Raw genomic sequence first — 13613 nt, forward strand, 5'->3', positions numbered from 1 at the left:
CTACATCGCCCTCGGTATTTCCGGTGCGATCCAGCACCGGGCGGGCATGCAGACGTCCAAGACGATCGTCGCGGTGAACAAGGACCCGGAGGCGCCGATCTTCGAGATCGCCGACTACGGCGTCGTGGGTGACCTGTTCAAGGTCGCCCCGCAGCTCACCGACGAGGTCACCAAGCGCAAGGGCTGACCCCTGACGCGAAAGCGGGCCGTGCTCCCACTGGAGCGCGGCCCGCTTTTCGTTCGCCTCAGCGCGCCTCGTCGCGTCCCTTGCAGGCGAGCTTGTCGGCGCGCTCGTTCTCCGGGTGACCGGCGTGTCCCTTCACCCACTCCCACTGCACCTCGCCGTGGCGGGAGCATTCGGCGTCCAGCCGCTGCCAGAGATCGGCGTTCTTGACCGGCTTCTTCGCCGAGGTCAACCAGCCGTTGCGCTTCCAGCCGCGCATCCACTCGGTGATGCCTTTGAGCACGTAGGTGCTGTCGGTGTAGACGCGCACCACCGGGATCGGCCGGGTCAGGGCGGCCAGTCCCTCGATCACGGCCATCAGCTCCATCTTGTTGTTGGTGGTGGTCGGGTCCTTGCCGTAGAGCTCCCGCTCGTGATCGCCGTAGCGCAGCACCACACCCCAGCCGCCCGGGCCGGGATTCCCGCTGCATGCGCCATCGGTGTAGAGGTCGACGCGCTCGATCTGCATGCGCTGAATCTAGCCGTCCCGCCCGGCCTGACCGGGCAGCGGCGTGCGAGGAAAGTTCCCATGCTCACGACAGGACCGCTACGACGCGGGGTGAAAGAAACGTTCCCACGCTCACCTCGGCTCGCGGGCCGAAGCCGGTGACAGGAACGTTCCCATGATCGGGTCGTGTGGTGGCTGACAGGAAGGGTCCCTTGTTCTCTGGAGGGGACGGTGCGCGGTCGCGGGGAGTGGCAAGCTCGGCACCGTGCGAATCCTGTTCACCGCCGGGCCCGCGCACGGGCTGATGCTGCCGGTCGTGCCGCTGGTGTGGGCCGCTCGGGCCGCTGGGCACGAAGTGCTGTTCGCGAGCACCTCGGAGATGATCGAGGTCGGTTCTCGGGCGGGACTGCCGATGGTCGACGTCTTCCCGGACCACGAGACGTGGGATGCGGTGATGGGAGGCGCCATGTCACCGGGCGGGCCGTCACCGGAGCAGGTCGCCGCCGTGCCGGCGTGGATGGCCGAGACCTACGTGAAGGCCGCCGGCGAGCGGGGACCGTTCGCCCTGTTCACCCTCGCCATGACGGAGGGAACGATCGGTGCGGGACGGGCCTTCGGCGCCGATCTCGTCGTGCACACTACCGACCACCCCGTGGGCGGGTTGGCGGCTGCGGCGCTGGGAGTTCCGGCGTTGGAGGTGGGGAACCGGGTTTCGTGGTCCAGCCGCGACGCCGAGAGCCCGTTCCGGATCAACGAGGACGTGGACGGGCTGCTGCGCGAGCGGTTCGACATCCCTCAGGGGCCGCGGGTGCTCGCGCGGATCGACCCGCGGCCGCCGAGCATGGGCGGGCTGGCCACCGACGAACCGGACGAGTTCGACGCCGTGCCGTGGTGGCCGATGCGGTTCGTTCCCTTCAACGGCGGGTGCGCCGTTCCCAGCTGGGCGGTCGCGCGGCCCGAACGGCCCCGCGTCGGCGTGACTCTCGGCACGGTGGTTCCCCTGATCTCCGGCACCAGCAGCCTGGAGGTCGCCCTCGACGCCTTGGGTGGCATGGACGTCGAGGTGGTGCTGGCAGGTAAGATCAACATCGAGCGGTTGCCGGACAACGTCCGCCCGGCGGGGTACCTGCCCTTGTCGGCGTTCCTGCCGACTACTTCGCTGCTGGTGCACCACGGCGGGTTCGGGACCACGGCGGCACCGCTGCACTACGGGGTGCCGCAGCTGGTCCTGCCGTCGTTCGCCGACAACCCGCTGTCCGCGCAGCGGGTGGTGGACCGGGGCGTCGGGCTCGCCCACGACCCGGCTGCGATCGACGCGGAAACGCTGCGCGGCACGGTGCGGAGACTGCTCGGCGAGCCGGAATTCGCGGCCGCCGCACGGGCCGTCGCCGACGAGATGGCGGGGCAGGCAAGCCCCTCTGACGTGCTGCAACGGGCGGTATCGAGGGCCCGGATGGAGTAGCACGCACCTGACATTCACCGAAAGTTCCGGCTCCGTGTCATCCGCTGGTGTGTTGGGCGTTCGCCGCGCGGCGATACACCTGGGGCATGTCCGAGATGCAGCTGCTGGCCAGCGCCGCACCGAACGCGGCGGCCGACGCCCACTACTCGCTGCTCGTCGCTCGTGATGCCGATGAGGTCCACGCCGCACAACGCCTGCGCCACCGGGTGTTCGCGGAGGAGATGGGCGCCACGGTCAAGGGCGGGGAGCTCGGCGTCGACCAGGACTCCTTCGACGACCACTGCGACCACCTGATCGTGCGGGAAGACCGCAGCGGCGAGGTGGTCGGCACCTACCGGATGCTGCCGCCCGAACGCGCTTCGTCCGCCGGAATGCTCTACTCGGAAACCGAATTCGACCTCTCCGCGCTCGACTCGCTGCGCCCGTCTCTGGTGGAGACCGGCCGGTCCTGCGTGCACCCTGATCACCGCAACGGTGCCGTGGTAAGTCTGGTGTGGACGGGAATCGCCCGCTACATGCTGCTGCACGGCCACACGATGCTCGCCGGTTGCGCCTCGGTGCCGCTGGACGACGGCGGTGTGCAGGCCGCGCACGTGTGGCGGACCGTGTCGCAGAAGCACTACGCGCCGGAGGAGCGGCGGGTGCACCCGCACCAGCCGTGGGAGGCCGGTGACATCGAGGAGCGCTCGACGACCCCGCCCCTGCTGCGCGGCTACCTGCGGCTGGGCGCGGAGGTCTGCGGCCGTCCCGCGCACGACCCGGACTTCGGGGTGGCGGACTTCTTCGTGCTGCTCGACCTGGAGCGCGCTGATCAGAGATACATGCGGTTCTTCCTCGGCGAGGCGGCATGAACCACTCGTGGATGCCGGAGTCGCCGTGCGGGCCTGAGTGCCTCCCGCCGCGCGACCCCGGCACCGAGGTCGGCCGGCTGCGGCTGGCCATGCGCATCGGGATCACCCTCGGCCTGCTGCTGATCGGCAGCGCGATGGTGCTAGGCCTCCCTTCGCCGCTGCGGCGGAGGGCGGTGCCGAAGTGGTTCCGGATGTTGTTGCGGGCCTTGGGCATCCGGCTGGAGGTCGACGGCACGCTGCGTCCCGGTGGTGGGCTCATCGTGTGCAACCACGTCTCGTGGCTGGACGTGGTGGCCCTGCAGGTGCTGACGCCGATGAAGATGCTGGCCAAGGTCGAGGTCCGCTCGTGGCCGGTGCTGGGTTCGCTGGCGGGCCGGATCGGGACGGTCTACATCGACCGCGACCGGCTGTCGGCGTTGCCGGGCGCGGTGGACACCATCGCCGATGAACTCCGCGCGGGTGCGGTGATCGGAACGTTCCCAGAAGGCACCACGTGGTGCGGTTCGGCGAGCGGCACGTTCCGCCCCGCCGTGTTCCAGGCGGCCTTGGACGCGGGCGCCCCGATGCGGCCGGTCGCGGTGCGGTTCCGGGACGGTGCCGGGAAGTTGACCACCGCGGCGGCGTTCTTGGGAGACGCGAGCCTGGCGGACTCGGTGTTCTCGGTGGCCCGCATGCGCGGTCTCGTCGTGGAGGTCGTGGTCCTGCCGGAACTGACCGGCACCGACCGGAAGTCCCTGGCCAGGGAAGCGCAGGCGGCGATTACCGGAGTCACCGGCGCACGCCTGGGCCACGACGAACCCGCTGAAGCCGTCGCCGCCTGACCCTCCCCGCACGGCACCAGGGCCACGATTTCAATGGAAATCGGGACCTCGGTTTCAGTGGAACTCGAGTTCCTGACTTCCATTGAAATCCGGTCGCGGGGTGGGTGGGGGGCTCCGCCGGGTGGGTGGAAGTACTGGACCTCCACCTGGGTCGAGGTTGCAGGCTGGCGGTGTGGACACCGCCGATTCGAGCGCCCGCTCCGACAGCGCGCTGTGGGATCCGCGCCGCCGCGCGTTCACAGCCGGGCTGATCCTGGTCATCACGCTCGTGGCGTTCGAGGCGATGGGGCTCGGCACGGCGCTGCCCACGATCGTCGCCGACTTCCACGCCGGGCAGTGGTATTCGTGGCCCTTCACGGTGTTCCTGGCGGCCAGCGCCGTCGGCACCGTGATCGGCGGGAGGCTGTCCGACACCCGGGGGCCGGCCGTGCCGCTGCTGGTGGCGCTGCCCTCGTTCGCGGTGGGCCTGGTGGTCGCAGCCGTCGCGCCGGGCATGGCGGTGCTGCTGCTGGGGCGCGTGGTGCAGGGCCTCAGCGGCGGGGTGCTGATCGTTTCCCTCTACGTGATGATCGCCCGCGTCTACCCGGAACGGCACCGGCCGGCCGCGTTCGGCGCCCTGTCGGCGGCGTGGGTGGTGCCTGCGCTGGTGGGTCCCTTGATCGCAGGCCTGCTGACCGAGCACGCCAGCTGGCGGTGGGTGTTCGGCGGCCTCGCTCCGCTGGTCTGCCTGGGCGCTGCGCTGTTGGTTCCCACGCTGCGCCGCTTCCGTGAGCCGAGCGCCGGGCGCGCGGCCGCCCGGCCGGGGTTGCCGCTGGCCGCGGCGGGTGCGGCGGTCGGTGTCGTCGCGTTGAACTGGTCCGCGCAGCACCTGTCGCTGCTCGCGCTGGTGGTCGCGGTGGTGGGACTAGCAGTGCTGGTCCCTTCATTGCTGCGGCTGCTGCCGCGAGGGACCCTTCGTGCCAGTCCGGGCCTGCCGGTGATGGTGCTGGCGCGCGGGTTGCTGGCGGGACTGTTCTTCACGGCCCAGGCGTTCGTGCCGCTGAGCCTGACCGTGGTGCACGGTTTCTCCCCGGCTGCTGCTGGTGTCCCGCTGACGGTGGGGTCGGTGGGGTGGTCGGTGGGCGCTTTCTGGCAGAGCAGGCAGCGGCGGCTGCGCGGGGAGCAGATCGTCGCGGCCGGTTTCCTCCTGGTGGCGGCGGGTGTGTTCGCGCTGGTGTGGGCGCTGCCCGCCTGGGGTGTGCCGTGGCTGGTGTTCGTGGGCTGGTTCGTGGCGGGGATGGGCATGGGTATTTCCGTGGCGACGACGGCGGTCACCGTGCTGTCGTTGTCGCCGGAGGGCGAGCGCGGGTTCAACTCCTCGGCGCTGCAGATCTCCGACATGCTCGGCCAAGCGCTGCTGGTCGGGGCCGGTGGTGTGGTGGTCAGCGCGCTGGCCACGGCGTCCTCGCCGACCCGGGGTGTGCTGCCGCTGGATCTGGTGCTGCTGGTGGCGGCGCTGCCCGCGGCTGTGATGCTGCTCCGGTCGGGGCGGGTCAAACCGGTCTGACCTGCGTCTTCTGTCGGACCGCGGGGGAGGCGGCGGTCGGCTTGCATTACCCTGGACGAGCGATGACTTACCTCGACCACGCCGCTACGACCCCGATGCGGCCCGCAGCGGTGGCCGCGATGAGCGAGGCGTTGACCCGGATCGGCAACGCCTCGTCCCTGCACACCTCGGGTCGGCGGGCGCGGCGGCAGGTCGAGGAGTCCCGCGAGGACATCGCCGACGTCCTGGGTGCGCGCCCCTCCGAGGTGCTGTTCACCGCGGGGGGCACCGAGAGCGACAACCTCGCGGTGAAGGGGATCTTCTGGGCGCGGCGGGCGGCTGATCCGGCGCGCCGCCGGATCCTGGCCTCCACGGTGGAGCACCACGCGGTCCTGGACGCGGTGGAGTGGCTGGCCGAGCACGAGGGCGCCGAGGTCACCTGGCTGGAGGCCGACGCGTCCGGCCGGATCACGCCGGAGGTCTTCGAAGAGGCTCTGACCAGCGCCGATGATGTCGCGCTGGCGACGGTGATGTGGGCGAACAACGAGGTCGGCACGGTCAACCGCATCGCCGAGCTCGCCGCGATCGCCGATCGGCACGGCGTTCCCCTGCACACCGATGCGGTGCAGGCGGTGGAGACGCTGCCGGTGGACTTCGCCGCGTCGGGTGCGGCGGCGCTGACGATGACCGGCCACAAGGTGGGCGGTCCCTACGGTGCCGGTGTGCTGCTGCTGTCCCGCGACGTCAAGTGCACCCCGGTGCTGCACGGCGGTGGCCAGGAGCGGGAGGTGCGTTCGGGCACCCTCGACACCCCCGGTGTCCTGGGCTTGGCCGCGGCGGTGCGCGAGGCCGTGGACGTGCGCGATTCCCACGCGGCGCAGCTGGTGAAGCTGCGGGACGAGCTGATCAGCGGCGTGCGCGCGGCGGTGCCGAACGTGGTGCTCAACGGCGACCCCGGTGACCAGGTCATCGGTGGTGGGCCGTCCCGGTTGCCGGGCAACGCGCACTTCACCTTCCCCGGTTGCGAGGGCGACAGCCTGCTGATGCTGCTGGACGCCAAGGGCATCGAGTGCTCGACCGGTTCGGCTTGCACCGCCGGGGTTTCCGAACCCAGCCACGTGCTGCTGGCGATGGGCGCAGACCCGAAGGCCGCGCGGGGGTCGCTGCGCTTCTCCCTGGGGCACAGCTCGACCGCGGCCGATGTACAGGCACTCACCGAGGTCATCGGACCGGTGGTGCAACGAGCGCGTAGCGCCGGGTTGGCCGGGTTGCGCCGATCTTCGGCGGCCACGGCCGCCACGGAGGTGTGAGTCGTGCGAGTGCTGGCAGCCATGAGCGGTGGGGTGGACTCCGCGGTCGCGGCGGCCCGGGCGGTCGCCGCAGGTCACGACGTGGTCGGGGTGCACCTGGCGCTGTCCGCGAAGCCCGGGACGTTGCGGACCGGGGCCCGGGGGTGCTGCACCGTCGAGGACTCCCGCGATGCGCGTCGTGCCGCTGACCTGCTGGGAATCCCGTTCTACGTGTGGGATTTCGCCGAGCGCTTCACCGAAGAGGTCATCGAGACCTTCGTCGGCGAGTACGCCGCCGGCCGCACCCCGAACCCGTGCCTGACCTGCAACGAGAAGATCAAGTTCGAGGCGTTGCTGGAGAAGGCGATGGCCCTGGGCTTCGACGCGGTCTGCACCGGCCACTACGCCCGCTTGTCCATCGTGGACGGTGTTCCGGAGCTGCGGCGCAGCCGCGACGAGGGCAAGGACCAGTCCTACGTGCTCGCGTCGCTGACCTCCGAGCAGCTGCGGCACTCGATGTTCCCGCTGGGCGGTTCGCTGAAGTCGGAGGTCCGCGAGGAGGCCGCCGAGCAGGACCTGGCGGTCGCCAAGAAGCCGGACAGCCACGACATCTGCTTCATCCCGGACGGCGACACCAAGAGCTTCCTGGAGAACAAGCTCGGCCAGGCCCCGGGCCAGCTCGTCGACGAGGAGACCGGCGCGGTGCTCGGCGAGCACACCGGCGTGCACGGTTTCACGATAGGCCAGCGCAAGGGCTTGGGCATCGACGCCCCGGCCCCGGACGGCAAGCCGCGCTACGTCCTGTCCCTGGAGCCGGTCTCGGGCACGGTGAAGGTCGGTTCCCGCGAGCGACTCGCGGTCACCGAGATCGACGCCAAGCGCCCGATCTGGCCGTCGGAGGAGCCGCTCGACGGTCCGACGGAGTGCGTCATCCAGGTCCGCGCCCACGGCGGCACGGCCGACGCGGTCGCCGAGTTCGACGGCGAGAACCTCAAGATCCAGCTGCGCCAGGCCCTCCAGGGAGTGGCCCCGGGCCAAGCGGTCGTCCTCTACCGCCCGGACGAAGCCGGGGATCTGGTCCTCGGCAGCGGCATCATCTCCGCCACCCGCTGAACGACGCAGCCACATCGGGTTCCCGGCTGAAACCCGCCCCGGTTCCGGCCGAGCTTGTCACAGTTCACCCATGAGTGAGCTTCACGTGGCGGAGTTCGGTGAGGGGCCGCGGGTCGTGCTGGTGCACGGGTCGGGGACGTGGGCGCGGCACGACGCGTTCGGGTTCGGCGCCCAGCTGGAGCTGGCGGACGAGTTCCGGCTCGTGCTGCCGGATCGCCGCGGTTACGGCGGCAGCCCGGAGGTGGAGCGCAGCGACTACCGGCAGGACGCCGAGGACGTCGCTGACCTGCTGGGTGAAGGGGCCCACCTGCTCGGGCACTCCTCGGGTGGTGTCGTCGCGATGCTCGCCGCGCTGCGCGATCCGGGAGCGGTCCGGTCGCTGACCCTGATCGAACCCGCGTGCTTCCAGATCGCAGCCGACGCGCCGGTCGTGGCCGAGGCCCTGCGGCGCAACCGGGAAGCGATCGCGGCGGTTCCGGCCGGGATCGCCGATGAAGAGCTGGTGCGGCTGAACTTCGAATCCGTCGGCTTCCCGGCTCCCGAAGCGACTCCGGAGCTGGTGCGGGCCACGCGCGCCGCGCTCAACGAGCACCCGACCTGGGAGGCGCACGTCCCGGTCGAGGATCTCGCGCAGGTGGAACCGGCTCTGGTGATCACCGGAACCTGGGACGTCGCGCCGCCCGCGTACCGGGCCAACGGCGGCGAGCCGATCATGGAGTGCGCTCGCGTCACCTCGCAGCGCGTCGGTGCCGAGCTTCTGCGGATCCCAGGCGCCTCGCACTGGCCGCACAGCCAGCGCGCGGACCTCGTCAACGACAGGCTGCGCCGGTTCTGGCGCGGCTAGAGGTCGGTTCCGAGCGTGATTCCCGCGTTCCCACCGGAGGACGTGGCGTGGATAGTGAGCAGCGTGGTGAGACGGGACAGGGTGATCGCGGCTTCGGCGATCTGCTGGGTGTTGAGGCGGTCGGCGGCGGCGTCGAAGGCGAGTTCGTCGAGGAGCCACTGAGCTTGGCGGAGGCGCACGGCCAGCGCCGCGGACTGCTTGGTCATCGCGCAGGGATTCCCGCCAGGCGAAGGGATTCCTGGTAGCACGGCGGGCAGGTGTCCCAGAACCAGCCGAACTCGCTGTTCTCCGCGACGAGTTCCTGCCCGCACAAGGTCGTGACCTCGGTCCCGGTCGGGTAGGAGCGCCCGCACGGGTGCTCGTCCAAACTCGCGTGCCGCCGCCCATCGCACGGCACCCAGTGGAATGGGTACATGTGACTCCTCTCGATTTACCGGTAAGAGTTTCGCGTCGGTAAATCGATCGATCAATTACCCAATGGTGGGATAGTTTCTGCAGGTCATATGCCAAATGATGGTTTTCATGCCCGGAAAATCAGAGCACACGCCAAAGGCCCGAGCGCTCGGTGCGGAACTTCGAGAATGTCGCATCGCAGCCGGGCTGACCCAGCACCAGCTCGCTGCTCGGATCGGAGTCAGCCACGTCTCGGTTTCACGGTATGAAACCGGTACACGTTCACCGCAGCCAGAAGATGTGGCGCAGCTGCTCGCCACTCTCGGTGTTACCGGCGACAGGTACTCGGAGCTCGTTGAGCTGGCCCGGGGAGCCGAACAGCCGAACTGGCTGGAAACCGGCGTGAACGGGCTGCGGCGTGAGCTGATGACGGTCATCGAGTTCGAACGCACCGCTACTCGAATCGTCGACGTCGAGATGAACATCGTTCCGGGGCTTCTGCAAACGGCGGACTACGCGCGGGCGATCATGAGCGAAGCACCAGGCGCGGACCTCGAAGCGCGCGTTGCGTTGAGGGTGGGGAGGGCAGCGATCCTAGAGCGCAAGGGTGCGCCGCAACTCATCGCGATCGTCTCAGAGTTCGCGCTCCGACAGCGGATCGGTGGTGCGGAGGTCATGGCCGACCAGATCCGGCACCTGTTCAAGGCGGCGGAACTTCCGAACGTGACGATCCTGGTTCTGCCAGCCGTCTCCGAGCGGTGGCATCCAGCGCACGCCGGTGCGTTCATCCTCTTCGAGTTCCCGAAGAGCGACCCGATCGTGCACCTGGAGCACTTCGCTTCCGGAGCGTTCCTGAACGCAAAAGAAGTGGCTGCATACCGAGGTGCTGTGGATACGCTTCGGGAAGTGGCGATGGATGAAGAAACCTCAACGAGGTTGATCGCCGCTATCGGTGATGAGTTGGAGGGACGATGAAGGTCAAGGTTGTGCCAACGGGCTGGCGGAAGTCCACTCACTCCGGGCAGCAGGTGAGCTGCGTCGAGGTCGGCTCCGTAGGTTCCGGTGCTGCGGTGCGGGATTCGAAGAACCTCGACGCCGGGTACTTCACCACGACGTCGCGGCAGTGGCGATTATTCGTCGACGCCGTGAAGTCGGGGAGGTTCGAGCTCTGAAGGGCTGGCGATTCCTCCGCTAGGCGGTGACGTCGGCCGAATCCGCTGGCAGGTCGATGGCGTTGGCGGCCGCGTGGACCTTCTTCGAGAAGAAGGCGCGCTCGGGCAGGTGCGGTGCCAGGCGCAGGAGGCCGTTGCGCAGCAGGAGGGAACTTCGCGTCTTCGGGATGAGGATCTTCGCCCCGTCGGTGGCGAGTTTCTGGTTGCGCTGGACGAAGTCCCGCATCCGCGTCTCGTAGCGGTCGAAGGCGAGTGGATGGTTCCCACCGCAGTCGCGGAGTTCTGCGGCCAGCACGTAGGCGCCCACGAGCGCGAGGCTCGATCCCTGGCCGGACAGCGGTGAAGGGCAGTATCCCGCGTCGCCGAGCAGCACGACGCGGCCGCGTGACCAGCGGTCGAGGTGGATCTGCGAGACCGAGTCGAAGTAGAAGTCCGGTGCTCGGCGTGCTGCCGCGAGCAGTCGCGGGACGATCCATCCCGCGCCGCTGAAGGCCTCGTCGAGCAGGGCGAACTGGCCGGTCACGTCATGCGGGTCGAACGTCAGCTCCGGCGAGGTGAACGCGAGGATCCCCTTCGCGCCTCGATCGGTCCGCGCGCGGTACTGGCCGGCCATCCGACCGGGCTCGTTGAACATGGCCGTCCAGCGGTCCAGGCCGAGGACGTTCTCCGTGCTGAAGATCGACACGTGGTAGCCGAGGTGACGGCGGAAGGCGTCCTCGGGTCCGAAGGCCAGTCGCCGGACGTGGGAGTGCAGGCCGTCGGCCCCGACCACCAGGTCGAACTCGCGTGGCGGGTGGTGCTCGAAACTCACCCGGACGCCGCCGGGCCGCTCGGTGAGGCCGGTGATCGAATCGCCGAACAGGTACTTGGTCCCGTCGGTCCGCTCGTGGATCAGCCTGGTCAGCGTGCCGCGCATGAGCTCGACGTCGCCTTCAGCGCTGCCCAGCTGTGACATGTCGACGTCGGCGAACGACCTGCCGTCGGCTCCGATCAGGGACAGGCCGCGCATCCCGGTCCGGGCGGCGCGCACCCCGTCGAGGATGCCCATCCGGTCGGCGACCTCGATCGCCGCGCCCCGGACGTCGATGGCGTAGCCGCCGTCGCGGATCGCAGGCGCCCGCTCCACCACGGTCGGCCGGAAACCCCACTTGTTCAGCCAGAACGCCAGCGCCGGGCCGGCGATGCTCGCGCCTGAGATCAGGACTGTCTTGGCCATGCCCCCACGCTAGCGCGCCTGCTTACCGTGCGGCAAGTAACTTACCGGTGGGCAAGCAGTAGGATCGCCGTCCGGAGGAGGATGCCGATGCCTAGGGCCCGGGTCGACACCAGGTCGGAGATCCGCGAGATCGCCGCGGAGCTGTTCGCGCGGCGGGGGTACGACAAGACGAGCCTGCGCGAGGTCGCCGAGCAGCTGGGCATCACCAAAGCCGCGCTGTACTACCACTTCCCGTCGAAGTCGGATCTGATGCGCGGCATCGTGCAGCCCTTCGTCGACGACATCGAGCTGCTGCTCACCGAACGGGAGGCCGAGCCCCTCAACGCGGGGAGGTTCCTCGCGGACTACTTCGAGATCGTCCTGCGACACCGGAAGATCTTCGAGCTGATCGTCCGCGACGCCGGTGCGCTGGCCCAGCTCGACGTGGTGGAACAGCTGCTGTCGTGGCGGGAGCGCGTCTACGCGCTGCTCGTCGGAGCACAAGCCTCACCGGCCCAGATCGCCAAGGCCACGGTCGCCGTCGGCGGTCTCCAGGACTGCGCCATGTCGGAAGCTCCCACGGAGGACTTCCGCGACGCCGCGCTCGCCGCCGCCCGCGCGGCGCTGGAGAGCTGAAGGCCGCGATTCCGGGTGCTCCGGCTTGGCTAGTCAGCGCCGATGTGCCGGGTTAGTGTCTGGCCTCACACGACGGAGTGGAGGTCGATGGTGGAGCTTCGGGGGAGCGCGGTCGCGGACGTGTTGCGGCGGAGCGCGGCGCGCGTGGGCGATCGGGAGGCGCTGCGGTTCGTCGATTCCGCTGGTCATGAGCGGGTGTGGAGCTACGCCGAGCTCGACGCCGCGGTCAGCCGGGCGGCCGGGTTCCTGCTGGCTTCCGGGGCGGTCAAGGGTGATCGGGTCGCGGCCTACGGCAAGAACTCCGACGCTTACCTGATCGGCTTCCTGGCCTGCGCCAGGGCGGGTTTGGTGCACGTGCCGATCAACTACAACCTGACCGGAGGGGAGCTCTCCTACCTCCTCGCCCAGTCGGGCAGCGGCACCGCGCTGGTCGATCCCGGGCTGATGGGCAACATCGACGCCGTGCGAGCGGAAACCTCCCTGCAGCAGGTCATCCCGCTGCGTGACGAGGAGAACTCCTTGCTGTCGCGCAGCATCGAAGGGGAGGTTCCCGACCTCGACGTCTCGGTCGCCGACGACGACCTGGTGCAGCTGCTCTACACCTCCGGCACCACGTCGTTGCCCAAGGGCGCGATGATGACCCACCGCGCGCTGCTGCACGAGTACGTCTCCTGCCTGCAGGCGCTGGACTTCGCCGAGGACGACCTGCCGCTGCACGTGATGCCGCTCTACCACTCGGCGCAGATGCACGTGTTCCTGCTGCCGCACCTGATGATCGGCGCGCGCAACCACCTCGTCGAGGTGCCCGATCCGGCTGACATCCTGCGCCGCGTCGAGAGCGAGCGGATCACGTCCTTCTTCGCCGCTCCGACGGTGTGGGTCGCGCTGGCCAACCACGCCGACTTCGCCACGCGCGACCTGAAGACCCTGCGCAAGGCCTACTACGGCGCCTCGATCATGCCCGGTCCCGTGCTGCAGCGACTCCGCGAGCAGCTGCCCGAGCTGGGCTTCTACAACTGCTTCGGGCAGTCCGAGATCGCGCCCCTGGCGACCGTGCTGCGCCCGGAGGAGCACGAGGAGCGCCCGGATTCCGCCGGCCGCCCGGTGCTGTTCGTGGAGGCCAAGGTCGTCGACGACCAGGGCGAGGAGGTCGCGCCGGGCGAGCTCGGCGAGATCGTCTACCGCTCCCCGCAGCTGTGCACCGGGTACTGGGACAAGCCGGACGAGACCGAGGAGGCCTTCCGCGGCGGCTGGTTCCACTCCGGCGACCTGGTGCGACGCGACGAAGCCGGTTACTGCTTCGTCGTCGACCGGATCAAGGACGTCATCAACACCGGTGGCGTGCTGGTCGCCTCCCGCGAGGTCGAGGACGCGCTCTACACGCACCCGGCGGTCGCGGAGGTCGCCGTCATCGCGGTCCCGGACCCGAAGTGGATCGAGCGGATCGCGGCCGTGGTCGTCACCAAGGACGAGGTGACCGAGCAGGCACTCCTCGACCACGCCCGGAACACCCTCGCGGGCTTCAAGGTCCCCAAGCAGATCCGCTTCGTCGACGACCTCCCCCGCAACAGCTCCGGGAAGCTCCTCAAGCGAGTCCTCCGCGACGAACTCGCTTGAACGCGAAACGCCGACCCGGCCCGC

The 13613-nt window shown here is 69.6% G+C and carries 16 protein-coding genes; 12 read left to right on the plus strand and 4 right to left on the minus strand.

The genetic code is table 11. The features are described 5' to 3' along the window. The coding region (locus tag R4I43_RS04880) for an electron transfer flavoprotein subunit alpha/FixB family protein (RefSeq protein ID WP_407691196.1) at nt 1–187 on the plus strand (187 nt) is incomplete at its 5' end. A gap of 58 nt (nt 188–245) precedes the next feature. Here R4I43_RS04880 and rnhA read toward each other — a convergent pair. After that, a complete protein-coding gene (rnhA, locus tag R4I43_RS04885; protein ID WP_324264309.1) occupies nt 246–692 on the minus strand; it encodes a ribonuclease HI in 447 nt (148 codons plus the stop codon). Nucleotides 693–936: 244 nt separating this feature from the next. Between rnhA and R4I43_RS04890 the strand changes: the two genes are divergently transcribed. The 7 genes from R4I43_RS04890 to R4I43_RS04920 all read left to right on the plus strand — a co-directional run bounded on the left by R4I43_RS04890 (nt 937) and on the right by R4I43_RS04920 (nt 8576). Then, entirely contained in the window at nt 937–2133 is a 1197-nt protein-coding gene (locus R4I43_RS04890) for a glycosyltransferase (protein ID WP_324264310.1), read from the plus strand. 86 nt (nt 2134–2219) lie between these two features. Next, nucleotides 2220–2984, plus strand: a complete 765-nt coding sequence (locus R4I43_RS04895; RefSeq protein WP_324264311.1) for a GNAT family N-acetyltransferase — start codon at nt 2220–2222, stop codon at nt 2982–2984. After that, nucleotides 2981–3805 carry a lysophospholipid acyltransferase family protein gene (locus tag R4I43_RS04900; RefSeq protein ID WP_324264312.1) on the plus strand — a complete coding sequence of 275 codons (825 nt, stop codon included), beginning with the start codon at nt 2981–2983 and terminating at the stop codon, nt 3803–3805. The genes R4I43_RS04895 and R4I43_RS04900 overlap by 4 nt, the downstream gene beginning before the upstream one ends. Nucleotides 3806–3977: 172 nt before the next feature. Then, nucleotides 3978–5351: an MFS transporter gene (locus tag R4I43_RS04905; protein ID WP_324264313.1), complete on the plus strand. Its 1374-nt coding sequence runs from the start codon at nt 3978–3980 to the stop codon at nt 5349–5351. A 62-nt stretch (nt 5352–5413) separates the two neighbouring features. After that, complete coding sequence (locus R4I43_RS04910; RefSeq protein ID WP_324264314.1) at nt 5414–6640, plus strand: cysteine desulfurase family protein; 1227 nt, start codon at nt 5414–5416, stop codon at nt 6638–6640. A 3-nt stretch (nt 6641–6643) separates the two neighbouring features. Beyond that, on the plus strand, nt 6644–7732 hold the full coding sequence (gene mnmA / locus R4I43_RS04915; protein ID WP_324264315.1) for a tRNA 2-thiouridine(34) synthase MnmA: 1089 nt from the start codon (nt 6644–6646) through the stop codon (nt 7730–7732). 70 nt (nt 7733–7802) lie between these two features. After that, a complete protein-coding gene (locus R4I43_RS04920; RefSeq protein ID WP_324264316.1) occupies nt 7803–8576 on the plus strand; it encodes an alpha/beta fold hydrolase in 774 nt (257 codons plus the stop codon). Here R4I43_RS04920 and R4I43_RS04925 read toward each other — a convergent pair. Then, entirely contained in the window at nt 8573–8782 is a 210-nt protein-coding gene (locus R4I43_RS04925) for a hypothetical protein (RefSeq protein ID WP_324264317.1), read from the minus strand. The two genes, R4I43_RS04920 and R4I43_RS04925, sit on opposite strands and share 4 nt — an antisense overlap. After that, nucleotides 8779–8991: a zinc finger protein gene (locus R4I43_RS04930; protein ID WP_324264318.1), complete on the minus strand. Its 213-nt coding sequence runs from the start codon at nt 8989–8991 to the stop codon at nt 8779–8781. The genes R4I43_RS04925 and R4I43_RS04930 overlap by 4 nt, the downstream gene beginning before the upstream one ends. 95 nt (nt 8992–9086) lie before the next feature. Here R4I43_RS04930 and R4I43_RS04935 point away from each other — a divergent pair, with 95 nt between their 5' ends. Next, nucleotides 9087–9944: a helix-turn-helix domain-containing protein gene (locus R4I43_RS04935; protein ID WP_324264319.1), complete on the plus strand. Its 858-nt coding sequence runs from the start codon at nt 9087–9089 to the stop codon at nt 9942–9944. After that, nucleotides 9941–10141, plus strand: coding sequence for a DUF397 domain-containing protein (locus tag R4I43_RS04940; RefSeq protein ID WP_324264320.1), 201 nt, complete (start codon nt 9941–9943; stop codon nt 10139–10141). Before R4I43_RS04935 ends, R4I43_RS04940 begins: the two co-directional genes overlap by 4 nt. A 19-nt stretch (nt 10142–10160) precedes the next feature. Here R4I43_RS04940 and R4I43_RS04945 read toward each other — a convergent pair whose 3' ends face one another. Next, complete coding sequence (locus R4I43_RS04945) at nt 10161–11357, minus strand: FAD-dependent monooxygenase (protein WP_324264321.1); 1197 nt, start codon at nt 11355–11357, stop codon at nt 10161–10163. Nucleotides 11358–11444: 87 nt separating this feature from the next. Here R4I43_RS04945 and R4I43_RS04950 point away from each other — a divergent pair, with 87 nt between their 5' ends. Both R4I43_RS04950 and R4I43_RS04955 read left to right on the plus strand, forming a co-directional pair. Beyond that, complete coding sequence (locus R4I43_RS04950; protein WP_324264322.1) at nt 11445–11972, plus strand: TetR/AcrR family transcriptional regulator; 528 nt, start codon at nt 11445–11447, stop codon at nt 11970–11972. Nucleotides 11973–12059: 87 nt separating this feature from the next. Further along, nucleotides 12060–13589: a fatty acyl-CoA synthetase gene (locus R4I43_RS04955; RefSeq protein WP_324264323.1), complete on the plus strand. Its 1530-nt coding sequence runs from the start codon at nt 12060–12062 to the stop codon at nt 13587–13589. Nucleotides 13590–13613: the final 24 nt, after the last annotated feature.

It is taken from the genome of Saccharopolyspora mangrovi, assembly GCF_035320975.1.
GTDB lineage: Bacteria > Actinomycetota > Actinomycetes > Mycobacteriales > Pseudonocardiaceae > Saccharopolyspora > Saccharopolyspora mangrovi.

Excerpts from the sequence above, each read along its gene's own strand:
- rnhA (WP_324264309.1), bottom strand. The coding sequence starts at position 692 with ATGCAGATCGAGCGCGTCGACCTCTACACCGATGGCGCATGCAGCGGG.
- R4I43_RS04895 (WP_324264311.1), top strand. The coding sequence starts at position 2,220 with ATGTCCGAGATGCAGCTGCTGGCCAGCGCCGCACCGAACGCGGCGGCC.
- R4I43_RS04900 (WP_324264312.1), top strand. The coding sequence starts at position 2,981 with ATGAACCACTCGTGGATGCCGGAGTCGCCGTGCGGGCCTGAGTGCCTC.
- R4I43_RS04910 (WP_324264314.1), top strand. The coding sequence starts at position 5,414 with ATGACTTACCTCGACCACGCCGCTACGACCCCGATGCGGCCCGCAGCG.
- R4I43_RS04920 (WP_324264316.1), top strand. The coding sequence starts at position 7,803 with ATGAGTGAGCTTCACGTGGCGGAGTTCGGTGAGGGGCCGCGGGTCGTG.
- R4I43_RS04925 (WP_324264317.1), bottom strand. The coding sequence starts at position 8,782 with ATGACCAAGCAGTCCGCGGCGCTGGCCGTGCGCCTCCGCCAAGCTCAG.
- R4I43_RS04930 (WP_324264318.1), bottom strand. The coding sequence starts at position 8,991 with ATGTACCCATTCCACTGGGTGCCGTGCGATGGGCGGCGGCACGCGAGT.
- R4I43_RS04935 (WP_324264319.1), top strand. The coding sequence starts at position 9,087 with ATGATGGTTTTCATGCCCGGAAAATCAGAGCACACGCCAAAGGCCCGA.
- R4I43_RS04940 (WP_324264320.1), top strand. The coding sequence starts at position 9,941 with ATGAAGGTCAAGGTTGTGCCAACGGGCTGGCGGAAGTCCACTCACTCC.
- R4I43_RS04945 (WP_324264321.1), bottom strand. The coding sequence starts at position 11,357 with ATGGCCAAGACAGTCCTGATCTCAGGCGCGAGCATCGCCGGCCCGGCG.
- R4I43_RS04950 (WP_324264322.1), top strand. The coding sequence starts at position 11,445 with ATGCCTAGGGCCCGGGTCGACACCAGGTCGGAGATCCGCGAGATCGCC.
- R4I43_RS04955 (WP_324264323.1), top strand. The coding sequence starts at position 12,060 with ATGGTGGAGCTTCGGGGGAGCGCGGTCGCGGACGTGTTGCGGCGGAGC.